The 17742-nt window shown below is 53.0% G+C and carries 17 protein-coding genes; 11 read left to right on the top strand and 6 right to left on the bottom strand.

Annotated elements, in window-relative coordinates; genetic code table 11:
- Positions 1-38: 38 nt before the first annotated feature.
- The gene (lplA, locus tag NNO02_RS11655; protein ID WP_271454863.1) at positions 39-1055 is read right to left on the bottom strand and encodes a lipoate--protein ligase LplA; all 1017 of its coding nucleotides are present in this window, start codon (positions 1053-1055) and stop codon (positions 39-41) included.
- A 21-nt stretch (positions 1056-1076) separates the two neighbouring features.
- Entirely contained in the window at positions 1077-1718 is a 642-nt protein-coding gene (locus NNO02_RS11660; RefSeq protein WP_137383800.1) for a YtjB family periplasmic protein, read from the bottom strand.
- Positions 1719-1834: 116 nt separating this feature from the next.
- Here NNO02_RS11660 and serB point away from each other — a divergent pair, with 116 nt between their 5' ends.
- The 3 genes from serB to nadR all read left to right on the top strand — a co-directional run bounded on the left by serB (position 1835) and on the right by nadR (position 5615).
- Positions 1835-2803, top strand: a complete 969-nt coding sequence (gene serB / locus NNO02_RS11665) for a phosphoserine phosphatase (RefSeq protein ID WP_202039572.1) — start codon at positions 1835-1837, stop codon at positions 2801-2803.
- Positions 2804-2862: 59 nt separating this feature from the next.
- Positions 2863-4245: a DNA repair protein RadA gene (gene radA, locus NNO02_RS11670; protein WP_271441704.1), complete on the top strand. Its 1383-nt coding sequence runs from the start codon at positions 2863-2865 to the stop codon at positions 4243-4245.
- Between the two features lie 140 nt (positions 4246-4385).
- Positions 4386-5615, top strand: a complete 1230-nt coding sequence (gene nadR / locus NNO02_RS11675) for a multifunctional transcriptional regulator/nicotinamide-nucleotide adenylyltransferase/ribosylnicotinamide kinase NadR (protein WP_411961646.1) — start codon at positions 4386-4388, stop codon at positions 5613-5615.
- 148 nt (positions 5616-5763) lie between these two features.
- Here the strand turns inward: nadR and ettA are convergent, their stop codons facing one another.
- Complete coding sequence (ettA, locus tag NNO02_RS11680) at positions 5764-7431, bottom strand: energy-dependent translational throttle protein EttA (RefSeq protein WP_048212765.1); 1668 nt, start codon at positions 7429-7431, stop codon at positions 5764-5766.
- 331 nt (positions 7432-7762) lie between these two features.
- Between ettA and sltY the strand changes: the two genes are divergently transcribed.
- Both sltY and trpR read left to right on the top strand, forming a co-directional pair.
- Positions 7763-9700, top strand: coding sequence for a murein transglycosylase (gene sltY, locus NNO02_RS11685; RefSeq protein ID WP_271454864.1), 1938 nt, complete (start codon positions 7763-7765; stop codon positions 9698-9700).
- A 90-nt stretch (positions 9701-9790) separates the two neighbouring features.
- The gene (trpR, locus tag NNO02_RS11690) at positions 9791-10117 is read left to right on the top strand and encodes a trp operon repressor (RefSeq protein WP_271441702.1); all 327 of its coding nucleotides are present in this window, start codon (positions 9791-9793) and stop codon (positions 10115-10117) included.
- A 100-nt stretch (positions 10118-10217) separates the two neighbouring features.
- Here trpR and yjjX read toward each other — a convergent pair whose 3' ends face one another.
- Positions 10218-10733 (bottom strand): inosine/xanthosine triphosphatase, encoded by a 516-nt coding sequence (gene yjjX / locus NNO02_RS11695; protein ID WP_271441701.1) that lies wholly within the window; start codon positions 10731-10733, stop codon positions 10218-10220.
- A 71-nt stretch (positions 10734-10804) separates the two neighbouring features.
- Between yjjX and gpmB the strand changes: the two genes are divergently transcribed.
- Positions 10805-11452 (top strand): 2,3-diphosphoglycerate-dependent phosphoglycerate mutase GpmB, encoded by a 648-nt coding sequence (gene gpmB, locus NNO02_RS11700; protein ID WP_271441700.1) that lies wholly within the window; start codon positions 10805-10807, stop codon positions 11450-11452.
- Here gpmB and robA read toward each other — a convergent pair.
- Positions 11449-12318, bottom strand: coding sequence for an MDR efflux pump AcrAB transcriptional activator RobA (gene robA / locus NNO02_RS11705; RefSeq protein ID WP_137383794.1), 870 nt, complete (start codon positions 12316-12318; stop codon positions 11449-11451). The genes gpmB and robA overlap by 4 nt on opposite strands.
- A gap of 211 nt (positions 12319-12529) precedes the next feature.
- On the opposite strand from robA, the gene creA reads away from it, so the two are divergent.
- The 4 genes from creA to creD are packed head-to-tail and all read left to right on the top strand — an operon-like array spanning position 12530 to position 16533.
- The gene (creA, locus tag NNO02_RS11710; RefSeq protein ID WP_271441699.1) at positions 12530-13003 is read left to right on the top strand and encodes a protein CreA; all 474 of its coding nucleotides are present in this window, start codon (positions 12530-12532) and stop codon (positions 13001-13003) included.
- Between the two features lie 12 nt (positions 13004-13015).
- Positions 13016-13705, top strand: coding sequence for a two-component system response regulator CreB (creB, locus tag NNO02_RS11715; RefSeq protein WP_271441698.1), 690 nt, complete (start codon positions 13016-13018; stop codon positions 13703-13705).
- Positions 13705-15129, top strand: a complete 1425-nt coding sequence (creC, locus tag NNO02_RS11720) for a two-component system sensor histidine kinase CreC (RefSeq protein WP_271449380.1) — start codon at positions 13705-13707, stop codon at positions 15127-15129. Before creB ends, creC begins: the two co-directional genes overlap by 1 nt.
- Positions 15130-15186: 57 nt before the next feature.
- Complete coding sequence (gene creD / locus NNO02_RS11725; protein WP_271454865.1) at positions 15187-16533, top strand: cell envelope integrity protein CreD; 1347 nt, start codon at positions 15187-15189, stop codon at positions 16531-16533.
- A gap of 60 nt (positions 16534-16593) precedes the next feature.
- On the opposite strand, the gene arcA is transcribed toward creD, so the two are convergent.
- Positions 16594-17310: a two-component system response regulator ArcA gene (gene arcA / locus NNO02_RS11730; protein ID WP_001194359.1), complete on the bottom strand. Its 717-nt coding sequence runs from the start codon at positions 17308-17310 to the stop codon at positions 16594-16596.
- Between the two features lie 95 nt (positions 17311-17405).
- Here arcA and yjjY point away from each other — a divergent pair, with 95 nt between their 5' ends.
- Positions 17406-17546: a protein YjjY gene (gene yjjY, locus NNO02_RS11735; RefSeq protein ID WP_001541509.1), complete on the top strand. Its 141-nt coding sequence runs from the start codon at positions 17406-17408 to the stop codon at positions 17544-17546.
- The last annotated feature ends 196 nt before the right edge of the window (positions 17547-17742 follow it).

Consider the following 17742-nt stretch of genomic DNA (forward strand, 5'->3'; position numbering starts at 1 on the left):
AAGGCGCAGCCGCCATCCGGCATTTTTCAGGCCAGTGCTTAACGCACCGCTCCTGCAATCCATGCCGACAGCTCGCGTAACTCTTTCTCCTGCTGTGGGAAATCAACCAGCAGCGCCTCGCACTCCTGTTGCAGCCTATCCGCCCGATACAAACACCCTTGCAGACGACCCGCCAGCGCTTCTAACGGTGTGGGGTTGAGGCTGTCGGTAAAGACCTGTGCACGGGTAATATGCCCCTTCTCAACGTCAAAATGCAGCTCTACGCCGCCCCAGGTGAAGCGTTCGTCCAGCAGATGTGAAAACGCTGGAGCTTGGCCAAAGTTCCACTCCCAACTGCTCTGGCGGGCAAAGGTTTCGGCAAAATTCGGCAAATCCGGCGTTTTGTCAGGAGAGATAATTTCGGCATCTACGCGTTCGCCGTAGTGTTCAAAAAAGGCTTCTGTAACAGCCTTACACACCTGTTCGTGGGTAATGCCCGGTAACAACTCAGTCAAATTGGCAACTCGCGAGCGTACAGAGGTAATCCCTTTCGCGGCGAGTTTCTTTTTATCGGGGTTCAGGTAGTTGGCCAGTCGACTGAGATCGGCATTCAACAGCAGTGTTCCGTGGTGAAATCCACGATCCTTGGTTTCCCGATATGCGGAACCAGAGACTTTGCGGTCGCCCTCGGCGGTTTTAACCACCAGATCGTTACGCCCGGAGGCATCGGCGTTTACACCCAGTGAATTCAACGCATTCAATACGATAGCCGTGGAGATGGTTTTGTCATACTCCGGTTTGCCGGCCATAAAGGTAAAGCAGGTATTCCCGAGATCGTGAAATACCGCACCACCGCCACTGCTGCGACGTGCCAACCGTACGTTGTCCTCTTCCATTCGGCGGGTGTTACACTCTTTCCATGGGTTTTGCGCGCGGCCAATAACCACCGTATCGGCGTTACGCCATAAAAACAGGACGCGCTGCGTGGCGGGCATCTGGCGGAAAATGCACTCTTCAACGGCCAGGTTAAACCAGGGATCGTGAGAGTCAGAGATAAGCAGGCGTAGTGTGGTCATGGTCGATTTCCTTTCTTTGAATTACTCTTTTTTCTCGTTGTCTTCTTCCTGTACCGGTTTGTTCGCGGTCAGCAGGAAAGGGGATTGCTGCCAGCGGGTACGCTTGCCTTGCAATAATGTGCGAGTGAGGACTACGCCAATAGCCAGTGACAGGAGCAGCATCAGGCGTAAGATGTTGGTGGTGTTGTCTACCTGCTTCGCTTCGGTGGCAAGCGTGTGGGTGTCAAGTGTCAGACGCAGATAACCCAGCGGACCGTTTCTCCCCTGAATGGGCTCAACGATTTGCTGATTAAAATAGCCCCCGGCCTTTTTGCCATCGAGCGCCAGCCGGTCACGGACATTGACGCTCTCACCGGTGCGGGTAATCAGATCGCCCTGTTCATCGTACACACCAGCATCCAGAATACGGCTACTCTCCGTTAACTGTGTGAGTACGGCTTTGATGCGTTTTTCATCCGGTGTTTCGGTACGCATCAGCGGCGCGACGTTTAAGGTGACCTGGCGGGCCAGTGTACGGGCCAGTTCTTCCAACTGCGGATTACGTTGCTGCTGGTGGCTTTGACTAAACCAGGATGCACCCTGCATCAGGGCGACAAGCAACGCGAGACAGGACAATACAATCACTGCACGATGAAGTCGGAATTTCAGTTTTGCGCGAGCCATATTCCACCTGCTGAAAATTTGAGGCTTAATGTTGCCAGAAGCGCTGGTTACAGGGTAGCCTCATGCGTTATTTTCCCCTGGATGATTCCGACCCGAACGATTTTACAGGAGCTTTAATGCCTAACATTACCTGGTGCGATCTACCTGAAGATGTCTCTCTGTGGCCAGGTCTGCCCCTTTCTTTAAGCGGTGATGAAGTCATGCCGCTGGACTACCACGCGGGCCGCAGTGGCTGGCTGCTGTATGGTCGTGGGCTGGATAAACAGCGTTTAACGCAATACCAGAGCAAACTGGGTGCGGCGATGGTGATCGTAGCCGCCTGGTGCGTTGAGGATTATCAAGTGATTCGCCTCGCCGGGTCGTTAACACCGCGCGCGACAAAACTGGCGCATGACGCCAAACTGGATGTTGCGCCATTAGGTAAAATCCCCCATCTGCGTACGCCAGGGCTACTGGTGATGGATATGGACTCTACGGCTATCCAGATCGAATGTATCGACGAAATCGCCAAACTGGCCGGAACGGGCGAAATGGTCGCGGAAGTGACCGAACGCGCGATGCGTGGTGAACTGGATTTTACCGCCAGTCTGCGCAGCCGGGTTGCCACCCTGAAAGGGGCCGATGCCAACATTCTGCAACAGGTGCGCGAAAACTTACCGCTGATGCCTGGCCTGACGCAACTGGTGTTGAAGCTGGAAACGCTCGGCTGGAAAGTGGCTATTGCCTCCGGTGGTTTTACCTTCTTTGCGGAATACCTGCGTGAAAAACTGCGACTGACTGCCGTTGTGGCGAATGAGCTGGAAATCATGGACGGTAAATTCACTGGTAATGTGATTGGCGATATCGTTGATGCGCAGTACAAAGCCAATACCCTGACACGTCTGGCGCAAGAGTATGAAATCCCGATGGCGCAGACGGTGGCGATCGGGGATGGTGCCAACGATCTGCCGATGATCAAAACGGCAGGTCTGGGGATCGCCTACCATGCAAAACCGAAAGTGAATGAAAAGACGGAGATCACTATCCGTCACGCTGATCTGATGGGCGTGTTCTGCATTCTCTCCGGCAGCATGAACCAGAAATAATTTTGATGTCGGATGACGGCTGCGCCATCCGACAAAAGCATTAACAAAAGAGGTTAAACGTGGCAAAAGCTCCAAAACGCGCCTTTGTTTGTAATGAATGTGGGGCCGATTACCCGCGCTGGCAGGGTCAATGTAGCGCTTGTCAGGCCTGGAACACCATTACCGAGGTACGTCTTGCGGCGTCGCCTACGGTGGCGCGTAACGAGCGGCTCAGCGGCTATGCCGGGAATGCGGGTGTCGCAAAGGTGCAGAAGCTGTCTGATATTAGCCTCGAGGAGTTGCCGCGTTTTTCTACCGGTTTTAAAGAATTCGATCGCGTACTGGGCGGCGGTGTGGTGCCGGGTAGCGCCATTCTGATTGGCGGTAACCCCGGAGCAGGGAAGTCGACGCTGCTGCTACAAACGTTGTGCAAACTTGCCGAGCAGATGAAAACCTTGTACGTCACAGGGGAAGAATCTTTGCAGCAGGTTGCGATGCGCGCACACCGACTGGGTCTTCCGACGGCGAATCTGAATATGCTGTCGGAAACCAGCATTGAGCAAATTTGCCTGATTGCAGAAGAAGAACAGCCGAGGCTGATGGTTATCGACTCCATTCAGGTGATGCATATGGCGGATATTCAGTCTTCGCCAGGCAGTGTGGCGCAGGTACGGGAAACCGCCGCTTACCTGACGCGCTTTGCTAAAACGCGTGGTGTGGCGATTGTTATGGTCGGCCATGTCACCAAAGACGGGTCGCTGGCCGGGCCAAAGGTGTTGGAGCACTGTATTGACTGCTCGGTGCTGCTCGACGGTGATGCCGACTCCCGTTTTCGTACCCTGCGTAGCCATAAGAACCGTTTTGGTGCGGTGAATGAGCTGGGTGTCTTCGCGATGACCGAACAGGGACTGCGCGAAGTCAGCAACCCTTCTGCTATCTTTTTAAGTCGCGGTGATGAAGTTACCTCCGGCAGCTCAGTAATGGTGGTCTGGGAAGGGACACGTCCATTACTGGTGGAGATCCAGGCATTGGTCGATCACTCCATGATGTCGAATCCGCGTCGCGTGGCGGTTGGGCTGGAACAAAACCGTCTGGCGATTCTGCTGGCGGTACTGCACCGTCACGGTGGTTTGCAGATGGCGGATCAGGATGTGTTCGTCAATGTGGTGGGTGGCGTAAAAGTCACTGAAACCAGTGCCGATCTGGCGCTGCTGCTGGCGATGGTTTCCAGCTTACGCGACAGACCGTTGCCGCAGGATTTAGTGGTCTTTGGCGAAGTAGGGCTGGCGGGCGAGATTCGCCCGGTGCCGAGCGGCCAGGAGCGTATTTCGGAAGCGGCGAAGCACGGCTTCCGCCGGGCGATTGTGCCTGCCGCCAACGTCCCGAAAAAAGTACCGGAAGGGATGCAGGTTTTTGGCGTGAAAAAGCTTGCAGATGCGCTAAGCGTGTTTGACGACTTATAATCCTCTGTATGCAGTGATGTTGTATAATTTGCCGGATGGCGACGCAATGCGTCTTATCCGGCCTACGGATTGATGTTGTAGGCCTGATAAGCGAAGCGCCATCAGGCAGTGTTACGCGATTTTTCCAGCAGGAGGCTCTTGTGTCATTTGATTATCTGAAAACCGCCATTAAGCAAAAGGGCTGTACCCTGCAACAAGTGGCGGATGCCAGTGGCATGACCAAGGGATATCTCAGCCAACTGTTGAATGCCAAAATCAAAAGCCCCAGCGCGCAAAAACTGGAGGCGCTGCACCGTTTTTTGGGGCTTGAGTTTCCCCGTCAGCAGAAAAACATCGGTGTGGTATTTGGCAAGTTTTATCCGCTGCATACCGGTCATATCTATCTTATTCAGCGCGCCTGTAGTCAGGTAGATGAACTGCATATCATCATGGGCTATGACGATACGCGCGACCGCAGTCTGTTTGAAGACAGTGCCATGTCACAACAGCCAACGGTTTCTGACCGTCTGCGCTGGCTGTTGCAGACCTTCAAATATCAAAAAAACATCCGTATCCATGCCTTCAATGAGGAAGGCATGGAGCCGTATCCGCACGGTTGGGATGTGTGGAGCAATGGCATCAAAACGTTTATGCAGGAGAAGGGGATTCAGCCTAACTGGATTTACACCTCTGAAGAATCTGATGCCCCGCAATATCTTGAACATCTGGGCATTGAAACGGTACTGGTTGATCCCAAACGGACATTTATGAGCATCAGCGGCGGGCAAATTCGAGAAAACCCATTCCGCTACTGGGAATATATCCCGACTGAAGTGAAACCGTTTTTCGTGCGCACCGTGGCGATCCTCGGTGGAGAGTCGAGCGGCAAATCGACGCTGGTGAATAAGCTTGCCAATATCTTCAACACCACCAGTGCGTGGGAATATGGCCGTGATTACGTCTTTTCCCATTTGGGGGGCGACGAGATGGCGTTGCAATACTCGGACTACGACAAGATTGCGCTGGGACAGGCACAGTACATTGATTTCGCAGTGAAATATGCCAATAAAGTGGCATTTATCGACACTGACTTTGTGACCACTCAGGCATTCTGTAAAAAGTACGAAGGGCGTGAGCATCCGTTTGTGCAGGCATTGATTGACGAATACCGCTTTGACCTGGTGATCCTGCTGGAAAACAATACTCCGTGGGTGGCGGATGGATTACGCAGCCTTGGGAGTTCGGTTGACCGTAAGGCATTTCAGTCTCTGCTGGTGGAGATGCTACAGGAAAACAATATCGATTTTGTCCACGTGGAAGAGCCTGACTATGATGGCCGGTTCCTGCGCTGCGTGGAGCTGGTGAAAGAACTGATGGGTGAGCAGAGGTAGGTTTTAATGCCGGATGCGCTGCGCTTATCCGGCCTACAAGTCGCACTAACCTCATAGGCAGGATGACCTGCNCNTATTCGGCTTACAANTCGTACTTATCTCGTAGGCCGGATAAGGCGGAACGCCGCCATCCGGCGCTTAACGGTAATTACTTAGAAATACGCTTGTACTTAATACGCTTCGGCTCCAGCGCATCAGCGCCCAGCGTGCGTTTTTTGTACTCTTCGTATTCGGTAAAGTTACCTTCAAAGAACTCGACTTTACCTTCATCCTGGTAATCCAGAATGTGGGTGGCGATACGGTCAAGGAACCAACGGTCGTGCGAGATAACCATCGCACAGCCTGGGAATTCCAGCAGGGCGTTTTCCAGCGCGCGCAGGGTTTCGATATCCAGGTCGTTTGTCGGTTCATCGAGCAGCAGCATATTACCGCCAACCTGCAGCAGCTTCGCCAGGTGCAGACGACCACGCTCACCACCGGACAGCTCGCCGACGCGTTTACCCTGATCCACACCTTTGAAGTTAAAGCGGCCTACGTAGGCGCGGCTTGGCATCTCGGTGTTGCCGATCTTCATGATATCCAGCCCGCCGGAGACTTCTTCCCACACGGTTTTGCTGTTGTCCATGGCATCACGGAACTGGTCAACAGACGCCAGCTTCACGGTTTCACCCAGTTCAATGGTGCCGCTGTCAGGCTGTTCCTGACCGGACATCATGCGGAACAGGGTGGATTTACCTGCACCGTTCGGGCCGATGATACCGACAATAGCCCCTTTCGGTACTGAGAAGCTCAAATCGTCAATCAGTACGCGATCGCCGTAGGATTTACGCAGATTGGTCACTTCAACGACTTTATCGCCCAGACGCGGTCCTGGTGGAATAAACAGTTCGTTGGTTTCGTTACGTTTCTGGTACTCGGTATTGTTGAGTTCTTCAAAGCGTGCCAGACGGGCTTTGCCCTTAGACTGACGGCCTTTAGCACCCTGGCGTACCCACTCCAGCTCTTTCTCAATGGATTTACGACGAGCCGCTTCCTGAGAGGCTTCCTGAGCCAGACGCTGATCTTTTTGTTCCAGCCATGAGGAGTAGTTACCTTCCCACGGAATACCTTCACCACGGTCAAGCTCCAGAATCCATCCGGCAACATTATCAAGGAAGTAACGGTCGTGGGTAATCGCCACAACGGTCCCTTCAAAGTCGTGCAGGAAGCGTTCCAGCCACGCGACGGATTCGGCATCCAGGTGGTTCGTCGGTTCGTCGAGCAGCAGCATGTCTGGTTTTTCCAGCAGCAGGCGGCACAGTGCGACGCGGCGACGTTCACCACCGGAGAGCTTCTCAATTTTGGCATCCCAGTCCGGCAGACGCAGGGCATCGGCGGCACGTTCGAGCTGCACATTCAGATTATGACCGTCATGCGCCTGAATAATCTCTTCAAACTTGCCCTGTTGCGCAGCAAGTTTATCGAAATCTGCGTCTGGCTCTGCGTATTTCGCATACACTTCATCCAGGCCTTTCAGTGCGTTAACCACTTCGGCAACCGCTTCTTCAACGGATTCTCGAACAGTGTGTTCCGGGTTCAGCTTCGGTTCCTGTGGCAGGTAACCGATCTTGATACCCGGCTGCGGACGTGCTTCACCTTCGATATCGGTATCAATGCCGGCCATGATACGCAGCAGGGTAGATTTACCCGCACCGTTCAGACCGAGCACCCCGATTTTTGCGCCTGGGAAGAAGCTCAGAGAGATGTTTTTAAGAATATGACGTTTCGGCGGAACGACTTTGCCGACACGATGCATGGTATAAACGAATTGGGCCACGTTGGACTCGCCTCTATGTTTATCCCGTCATACTTCAAGCCGCAGATGCGTTGGCTGTGTGCGTTCACCCCAGTCACGTACTTTTGTACGCTCAGGGGATTCACTCCCTCGCCGCCTTGCTGCAACTTGAATTATTTAGGGCTAATTATTGGTAAATAGTTATCAAAGGCGAAGTGTAGCCTTTTTCATTGCCCAATCCCAGCCAGCAGATCTCACTCGCAACAAAAGTAAAAAAGTGTCCGTGACGTGGCACATTCTGCAATGTCTGGTTAGCATGAACTAATTAAGCGGCATGATGCTGCACAGACGTAAACGACAAGAGGAAGAGCTTGTGGACAAAGCCAAACAATTTACCTGGCGCCTGCTGGCTGCCAGCGTATGTCTGCTGACGGTCAGTCAAGTGGCGCGAGCCGATTCCCTGGATGAGCAGCGCAATCGCTATGCGCAAATTAAGCAGGCCTGGGATAACCGACAAATGGACGTCGTAGAGCAGATGATGCCCGGCCTGAAGAACTATCCTCTGTACCCCTATCTGGAATATCGCCAGATCACTGACGACTTGATGAATCAGCCTACCATCACCGTAACGAACTTTGTGCGCGCTAACCCGACGCTCCCACCGGCACGTACTCTGCAATCGCGTTTTGTGAACGAACTGGCGCGTCGGGAAGACTGGCGCGGGCTGCTGGCATTTAGCCCGGATAAGCCTGGCACTACTGAGGCGCAATGTAACTACTACTATGCGAAATGGAGCACCGGGCAAACCGAAGAGGCCTGGCAGGGCGCAAAAGAGTTGTGGTTAACCGGCAAAAGCCAGCCGAATGCGTGTGACAAATTATTCGGCGTATGGCGCGCTTCCGGCACTCAGGACCCGCTGGCGTATCTGGAACGTATCCGTCTGGCGATGAAGGCGGGGAATACCGGACTGGTGACCGCGCTGGCCGGACAGATGCCAGCACAGTATCAGACAATCGCGCAGGCAATCATCGCACTGGCGAACGATCCTAATTCGGTGATGACCTTTGCTCGCACCACCGGTGCGACGGATTTCACCCGACAGATGGCGGCGGTGGCCTTTGCCAGCGTAGCCCGTCAGGATGTGGAAAACGCTCGCCTGATGATCCCTTCCCTGGTGCAGGCGCAGCAGTTGAATGACGAGCAAACCCAGGAACTGCGCGACATTGTCGCCTGGCGTCTGATGGGCAATGATGTGACCGATGAGCAGGCGAAATGGCGCGATGATGCGATTATGCGCTCACAATCCACCACGCTTGTGGAACGTCGTGTGCGCATGGCGCTGGGGACCGGGGACCGTCGCGGGCTGAACACCTGGCTGGCCCGCCTGCCGATGGAGGCGAAAGAAAAAGATGAGTGGCGCTACTGGCAGGCGGATCTGCTGCTGGAGCGGGGACGCAATGATGAAGCGAAAGAGATCCTGCATCAGCTCATGCAGCAGCGCGGTTTCTACCCGATGGTGGCCGCGCAAAGGCTGGGAGAAGAGTACGTGTTGAAAGTGGATAAAGCGCCAGCGAATGTTGACTCTGCCCTGACTCAGGGGCCGGAAATGGCGCGTGTTCGTGAACTGATGTACTGGAACCTGGACAATACCGCGCGCAGTGAATGGGCGAACCTGGTCACCAGCCGCACGAAGTCTGAGCAGGCACAACTGGCACGTTACGCGTTCAATAACCACTGGTGGGATCTGAGCGTGCAGGCGACGATCGCCGGTAAGCTGTGGGATCATCTGGAAGAGCGCTTCCCGCTGGCTTACCAGGATCTGTTTACCCGCTACACCCGCGGAAAAGATATTCCACAGAGTTATGCGATGGCCATTGCACGTCAGGAAAGCGCCTGGAACCCGAAAGTAAAATCGCCGGTAGGTGCCAGTGGGCTGATGCAGATTATGCCGGGCACGGCGACGCATACGGTGAAAATGTTCTCGATTCCAGGTTACAGCAACCCAAATCAGTTGTTAGATCCTGATACCAATATCAACATCGGTACCAGCTATTTGCAGTACGTGTACCAGCAATTTGGCAACAACCGTATCTTTTCTTCTGCGGCGTATAACGCCGGCCCGGGACGCGTTCGTACCTGGCTTGGCAATAGCGCAGGTCGTATTGATGCCGTGGCGTTTGTCGAAAGTATTCCGTTCTCGGAAACGCGAGGATATGTGAAGAACGTGCTGGCATACGATGCTTACTACCGTTATTTCCTCGGGGATAAACCGACGTTGATGAGCGACGCAGAATGGCAACGTCGTTACTGATCGCGTTGAGTGTGTTATGCTATCGTACTCGTTAAAGAGTACAAAAGGGGGAAGCAAGCACGCTTCCCCCCGCAACGATGGCGACATTTTATGACCCAGCAATCACCCTATTCAGCAGCGATGGCAGAACAGCGTCACCAGGAGTGGTTACGTTTTGTCGACCTGCTTAAACAGGCTTACGAGCAAGATTTACATCAGCCACTGCTCAATTTGATGTTAACGCCGGATGAGCGCGAAGCGCTGGGAACGCGCGTGCGCATCATTGAAGAGTTGTTGCGTGGTGAGATGAGCCAGCGCGAGCTAAAAAACGAACTTGGGGCCGGGATTGCCACCATTACGCGTGGTTCCAACAGTCTCAAGTCGGCACCCGTAGAGTTACGCCAGTGGCTGGAGCAGGTGTTGCTCAAAAACGGCTGATTCGTCGTAGGCCGGATAAGGCGAAGCCGCCATCCGGCAACATTGCAGCGAAATACCTGATGGCGCTGTGCGTATCAGGCCTACAACATAGCGCAAATAATTACCGATACACTGCGTTATGAAATGGGCTTAACGCCAGAATCACTGCCTGGTGATAGACGCTCGAACGCGTCAGTTTGCCCGCGGTAAAGACGCCAATTGCGCCCTCTTTACGGCCAATCTCATCAATACCCGTGTAATCCGACATCACCGGACCAAGCGCTTCACCAAGGCGTACTCTGTCGAGAATGACGGCAGGCAATGGCAGCGTAGCAGAACGGGCTTCGCCACGCTGGATACCGTTATCAATTACCACCCAACTGAAGGTGGCGTCATCGTCAATTCCCGCTTCAATAGCGACCCAGAAATCAGCCTGCGGGTGCAGGCGGCGCGCGTTATCAACGCGATTTCGTGCGCCAGTGCGCGTTTCCTGGTTTCCAAAAGGCTGTTCCGGCACGCCACTCTCGACGGCGATGGGTTCAATATGGCAGGATCCTTCCCCGAAAATCTCTTCAAATGCCCGCAGAATTGCCTGAATTTTGGCAGGATTGGTGGTCGCAGAGATAACCTTGTGCATAATTAAGCTCAGTTTGAAAATTCATCGCAGAGTCTACTCAAAGTACGACGAGTATATAACGGAAAAAAAGCATGTTACAGGTATACCTTGTTCGCCATGGTGAAACGCAGTGGAACGCCGAGCGACGTATTCAAGGCCAGTCAGACAGCCCACTGACCGCTAAAGGTGAGCAGCAAGCCATGCAGGTTGGTGAACGCGCCCGCTCGTTTGGCATTACGCACGTTATCAGTAGCGATTTAGGTCGTACACGACGCACTGCAGAAATTATCGCTCAGGCGTGTGGCTGTGAGATCACTTATGATGCGCGCCTGCGTGAACTCAATATGGGCGTGCTGGAAAAACGCCATATCGATACACTGACCCCGGAAGAAGAGGGCTGGCGTCGTCAGTTGGTGAACGGTACGGTGGATGGTCGTATTCCGGAAGGGGAATCGATGCAGGAACTGAGCGATCGTGTCAACGCGGCGCTGGCATCCTGCCTGGAACTGCCGCCGGGGAGTCGTCCATTGCTGGTGAGCCATGGTATTGCGCTGGGCTGCCTGGTGAGCACTATTCTGGGATTGCCTGCATGGGCTGAGCGTCGTTTGCGTCTGCGCAACTGCTCCATTTCTCGTGTCGATTACCAGGAAAGTTTATGGCTGGCACCGGGCTGGGTGGTTGAAACGGCAGGGGACATCTCGCATCTGGATGCCCCTGCGTTGGATGAACTACAGCGTTAACGGCGGATAGGAATCAGGAATTCGCAGCGCAGGTTAATAGGGCGATCTCCCGCTTTGGCATCTTCTGCCGGGTAGTATCGCTCTATATCCTGCCCTTTACGGCGAGTCAGGTTCAGCATTGGCATGCAGGTGCCGTACACCGTCAGGATAAACTCCTGCACGCCCGTCCCCAGACCCTCATAGGTAAACATCACATACTCGCCGCCCTGTAACAGGATGGGTTGCGCCGACTGCACGTATCCGTTGGCCTGCTCTGGTGTGAGCGCGGTGGTATAAAACACTTCCTGTTCGTCATCTTTCTCAATGCTGGGACGCGTTTCATTGAGTCCGTACAGAACCTGCGGGATCGCAGGAGCCTGAGCAAGGAAGTCGCGCCAGAACTGGATCCGCATTTCATGACGGAAATCTGAAATCTGCTCAAGCGAGCAGGAATAACTCTGCGTGGTACCCAGCAGTGGTGTATCTTCCAGCGTGACGAATTCATGTGCTGGCATGGCAAATTCCCCGAGGCGCATCGGAGGGCGAATACCGAAAGCGCTCCATTCCGGTGAACGACGATACAGCGCAGGCGTCTGGGAAAATTGCTTTTTGAACGCGCGGGTAAACGTCTGTTGAGAATCGAAGCGATACTGCAGGGCGATGTCCAGTATTGGACGCGCAGTCAGGCGTAGCGCCACTGCGGACTTCGATAAACGACGAGCACGGATATAGGCGCCAATAGCGTGGCCCGTCACGTCCTTGAACATTCTCTGCAGATGCCACTTGGAATAGCCTGCTTTTGCCGCCACATTGTCAAGCGACAAAGGCTGATCCAGATGGCCTTCCAGCCAGATTAAGAGGTCGCGAATAATGCCAGCCTGATCCATAAAATATCCTCATCCTTTCAACAACGAGTACCTGACGTCAGGTATGAGGATAATAGCATTTTTTGCTGTTTTAGCATTCAGTGTTTTTTTTGCTCATAAGTGCTTTTTTCGCACATACGAAAGCGTGATTATTGTAATCCTGTGATCTGTATACGTTTTATCTTAGAATGTCTAATAATTACACAGAGTAACATTTAAGAATGGTAACAATATGAAATATAAGAGCTTAGTCATTTCCTCAATTCTGCTGATGATGACGCAGGTTGCCCATGCGGAGCAGATTGGATCTGTCGATACCGTGTTCAAAATGTTTGGACCGGATCATAAAATTGTGGTCGAGGCATTTGATGATCCTGATGTCACTAATGTGACCTGCTACGTTAGCCGCGCCAAAACGGGTGGCATTAAAGGTGGGCTTGGTTTGGCTGAAGATACTTCCGACGCGGCTATCTCCTGTCAGCAAGTGGGGCCGGTGGAGCTGAGCGACAGAATTAAAAACGGCAAAGCCCAGGGCGAGGTGGTCTTTAAGAAACGTACGTCTCTGGTGTTTAAATCCTTACAGGTCGTGCGTTTTTATGATGCGAAACGCAACACGCTGGCCTATCTGGCCTATTCAGATAAGGTGGTTGATGGATCGCCCAAAAATGCTATCAGCGCGGTACCCATCATGCCGTGGCAGCGATAACAGGTAGGCAAAATGCAACAGGCGCTGATCTGGTTGGTTGAGGACGAGCAGGGGATTGCGGATACGCTTATCTACATGCTGCAGCAGGAAGGTTTTAGCGTTGAAGCCTTTGAGCGTGGATTGCCCGTGCTGGAAAAATCACGCCAAAGATGTCCGGATGCGATCATTCTGGATGTCGGACTCCCGGATATCAGCGGCTTTGAACTGTGCCGGCGATTACTGGAACGTCACCCGGCATTGCCAATCCTCTTTCTGACTGCGCGTAGCGATGAAGTCGATCGCCTGCTGGGGCTGGAAATCGGTGCGGATGATTATGTGGCGAAACCCTTCTCTCCGCGTGAGGTGTGCGCCCGCGTGCGTACGTTGCTGCGGCGGGTGAAAAAATTCTCCACGCCTCCACCGGCGACGCGGTGCGGTGATTTTGAACTCAATGAGCTTGCCGCACAGATTACCTGGTTTGGTATGCCGTTAAATCTGACACGCTATGAATTCTTGTTGCTGAAAACATTACTGCTGTCGCCGGGACGCGTCTACTCACGCCAACAGTTAATGGATTTAGTCTGGGCCGATGCCCAGGATACTTTTGACCGAACGGTAGACACGCACATTAAAACGCTGCGTGCCAAACTGCGGGCCGTCAACCCGGAGTGCTCACCGATTAATACACATCGTGGTATGGGATACAGCCTGAGGAGCACCTGATGCGCATTGGCATGCGTTTGCTGCTGGGCTACTTTCTGATTGTCGCCGTTGCCGCCTGGTTCGTTCTGTCCATCTTTGTACAGGAGATTAAGCCCGGCGTTCGTCGTGCGACGGAAGGTACGTTGATTGATACCGCTACGCTGCTGGCCGCGCTGGCGCGTGATGATTTGCTTTCTGGCTCTCCCTCCCACGGCAGGTTGGCGCAGGCATTTTCGCAACTGCATGATCGTCCTTTTCGCGCCAATATCAGTGGTATTAACAAAGTGCGCAATGAGTATCACGTCTACATGACGGACGCGCAGGGCAAGGTGGTGTTTGATTCCGCCAACAAAGCCGTAGGCGAAGATTATTCTCGCTGGAACGACGTATGGTTAACGCTGCGTGGGCAGTATGGCGCACGAAGTACGCCACAGAACCCGGCCGATCCGGAAAGTTCGGTGATGTATGTTGCCGCACCGATTGTTGACCGCGGACGTATTATTGGTGTGCTCAGTGTCGGCAAACCAAATGCGGCAATGGCTCCTGTTATTCAGCGTAGCGAGCGGCGAATACTGTGGGCCAGCGCCGTGTTACTGGGGATCGCCTTAATGATTGGCGCAGGAATGGTATGGTGGATAAACCGGTCTATCGCGCGGCTGGCACGCTATGCTGATTCTGTCACTGAGAATCGCCCCGTTGCGCTTCCGGATCTTGGTAGCAGTGAGCTACGCAAGCTGGCGCAGGCGCTGGAAAGTATGCGCCTGAAGCTGGAGGGCAAGAATTACATTGAGCAGTACGTCTATGCGTTGACGCATGAGCTCAAAAGCCCGCTGGCGGCGATTCGCGGCGCGGCAGAAATTTTGCGCGAAGGCCCGCCGCCCGGTGTGGTCGTGCGATTTACCGATAATATTTTGACGCAGAATGCGCGCATGCAGGTGCTGGTCGAAACGCTGTTACGCCAGGCCAGACTGGAGAACCGGCAGGATATTACGTTGACGCCGGTGGTAGTAGATACTCTATTTTCCCAGCTCAAAGAGGTGCGTAGCGTGCAACTGGCCGCAAAAAACATCACGCTTACCGTCGTACCTTCATCGCTGACGGTTGACGCCGATGCTGCACTGCTGGAGCAGGCGCTGGGTAATCTGCTGGATAACGCTATCGATTTTACGCCGGAGAACGGGACAATTGTATTGAGCGCGCATTCGCAGGAGGACCGCGTCACAATACAGGTCAGTGATAACGGCAGTGGCATACCTGACTTTGCGTTGCCGCGTATTTTTGAGCGCTTCTATTCGCTGCCCCGCGAGAATGGGCATAAAAGCAGTGGGCTGGGGCTGGCGTTTGTCAGTGAGGTTGCGCGATTGCATCGAGGTGACGTGGAGTTGTGCAACCGGTCAGAAGGCGGGGTGCAGGCCTCGTTTACACTTCACCGTCACTTCACATAACTTCAAATTCCCCGCACATAGCTGTTCTACCTTGCTGACATCGCAAAGGAGAACGCTATGTTTAAATCACCCCTGTTTTGGAAAATAGTTACCTTAGGTGGCGCTATGCTGCTGCTGTTAATTCCACTGACGATGGTCAGGCAGATAATTGTTGAGCGGTCGGACTATCGTAGTGAGGTAGAAGATGCTATCCGACAGAGCACCAGCGGACCGCAAAAGGTGGTAGGTCCGCTGATTGCCGTCCCGGTGACGGAACTGTATACCGAGCTGGAAGGTGACAAACAGATCCAGCGAAAGCGTAGCTACATCCACTTCTGGTTGCCGGAATCGCTGGTTGTTGAGGGTAACCAGAATGTTGAAGCCCGTAAGATAGGTATTTATGAAGGACAGGTCTGGCACAACGATTTGTCGGTGAAGGCCGAGTTTAATGCTGAACGCCTCAGTGAACTGAACCATCCCAATATCACCATCGGCACACCTTTTGTGGTGGTTGGGGTGGGCGATGCGCGCGGTATTGGCGTCGTGAAGGCTTCTCAGATTAATGGAACATCGCTGGCGGTCGAACCTGGTACAGGATTGGATGGTCGTGCTCAGGGGATCCACATTCCGCTACCGGACGCCGGCTGGGCGGAAAAAAGTCTCAGTGTCGTGTTGTCGCTTAATCTGAGTGGAACAGGTGATTTTTCCGTTGTCCCGGTTGGGCGTAATAGCGAAATGACCGTGACCAGCAACTGGCCACATCCTAACTTCCTCGGTGATTTTCTTCCGGCTAAGCGTGAAGTCAGTGAGTCAGGATTTAAGGCGCAATGGCAAAGTAGCTGGTTCGCGAATAATCTGGGGGAGCGCTTTGGCGATGAGAAGATTGGCTGGCAGGGTATGCCCGCATTTAGCGTCGCTGTGGCTACGCCTGCGGATCAGTATCAATTGACAGACAGAGCGACAAAGTATGCCATTTTATTGATTACACTAACTTTTATGTCTTTCTTTGTGCTCGAAAGTATGACCAGCCTTCGACTGCACCCGATGCAATATCTGTTGGTGGGATTATCTTTGGTGATGTTCTATTTGCTGTTGTTGGCGCTGTCGGAGCACGTTGGTTTTACTGCCGCATGGATTGTCGCCAGCCTGGTTGGCGCACTGATGAACGGCGTGTATTTACAGGCGATACTACAGGGATGGCGTAACAGTCTGTTTTTTACCGCAGCATTACTGGGACTGGATGGCGTGATGTGGGCACTGTTGCGTTCGCAGGATAGCGCTTTATTGCTGGGAACGGGTGTACTGTTACTGGCGCTTTGTGGGGTTATGTTCCTGACGCGTCATCTTGACTGGCACGCACTTGCACAGCCAAAGCCCAAAACGGAGAACGCAACTGAGGACGATGAATTACGGCTGTGGAAATAGGGGCGTAGTGAAATGAAAAACGGCGCATAAAGCGCCGTTTTTATACCAGTCAGGATGATATTAATCCTGCAGGTCGCCGCAGAAACGGTAGCCTTCACCGTGAATGGTAGCGATGATTTCTGGTGTATCCGGCGTGGATTCGAAGTGCTTACGAATACGGCGGATTGTTACGTCAACGGTACGGTCATGCGGCTTCAGTTCGCGACCGGTCATTTTTTTCAACAGTTCTGCGCGAGACTGGATCTTGCCCGGATTCTCACAGAAGTGAAGCATGGCACGGAATTCGCTACGTGGCAGTTTATACTGCTCGCCGTCAGGGCCAATCAGAGAGCGGCTGTTGATGTCCAGCTCCCAACCATTGAACTTGTAGCTTTCGACGCTACGACGCTCTTCGCTCACTGTGCCCAGATTCATGGTACGGGACAGCAGGTTACGAGCACGGATAGTCAGTTCGCGTGGGTTAAACGGCTTGGTGATGTAATCGTCAGCGCCGATTTCGAGGCCGAGAATTTTATCGACTTCGTTATCACGGCCCGTCAGGAACATCAGTGCAACGTTAGCTTGTTCGCGGAGTTCACGCGCTAACAGAAGACCATTTTTACCTGGCAGATTGATATCCATAATCACAAGGTTGATGTCATATTCAGAGAGGATCTGATGCATTTCCGCGCCATCTGTCGCCTCGAATACATCATAGCCTTCCGCTTCGAAAATGCTTTTCAACGTGTTACGTGTTACTAACTCGTCTTCAACGATAAGAATGTGCGGGGTCTGCATGTTTGCTACCTAAATTGCCAACTAAATCGAAACAGGAAGTACAAAAGTCCCTGACCTGCCTGATGCATGTCGTAAATTAACATGATCGGCGTAACATGACTAAAGTACGTAATTGCGTTCTTGATGCACTTTCCATCAACGTCAACAACATCATTAGCTTGGTCGTGGGCACTTTCCCTCTGGACCCGACAGTGTCAAAAACGGCTGTCATCCTAACCATTTTAACAGCAACATAACAGGCTAAGACGTACCGGACACCCAATAAAACTACGCTTCGTTGACATATATCAAGTTCAATTGTAGCACGTTAACAGTTTGATGAAATCAACGTATCTAAATGATAGCTTTCATCACAAAATTGCAATATTACAACTAGTTGCACGCGCTAATTAATAAATGTAATGAATCCAATCTATGAGAACCATTCTAAAT

The organism is Citrobacter sp. Awk 2 (assembly GCF_028069815.1).
Taxonomy (GTDB): Bacteria; Pseudomonadota; Gammaproteobacteria; order Enterobacterales; family Enterobacteriaceae; genus Citrobacter.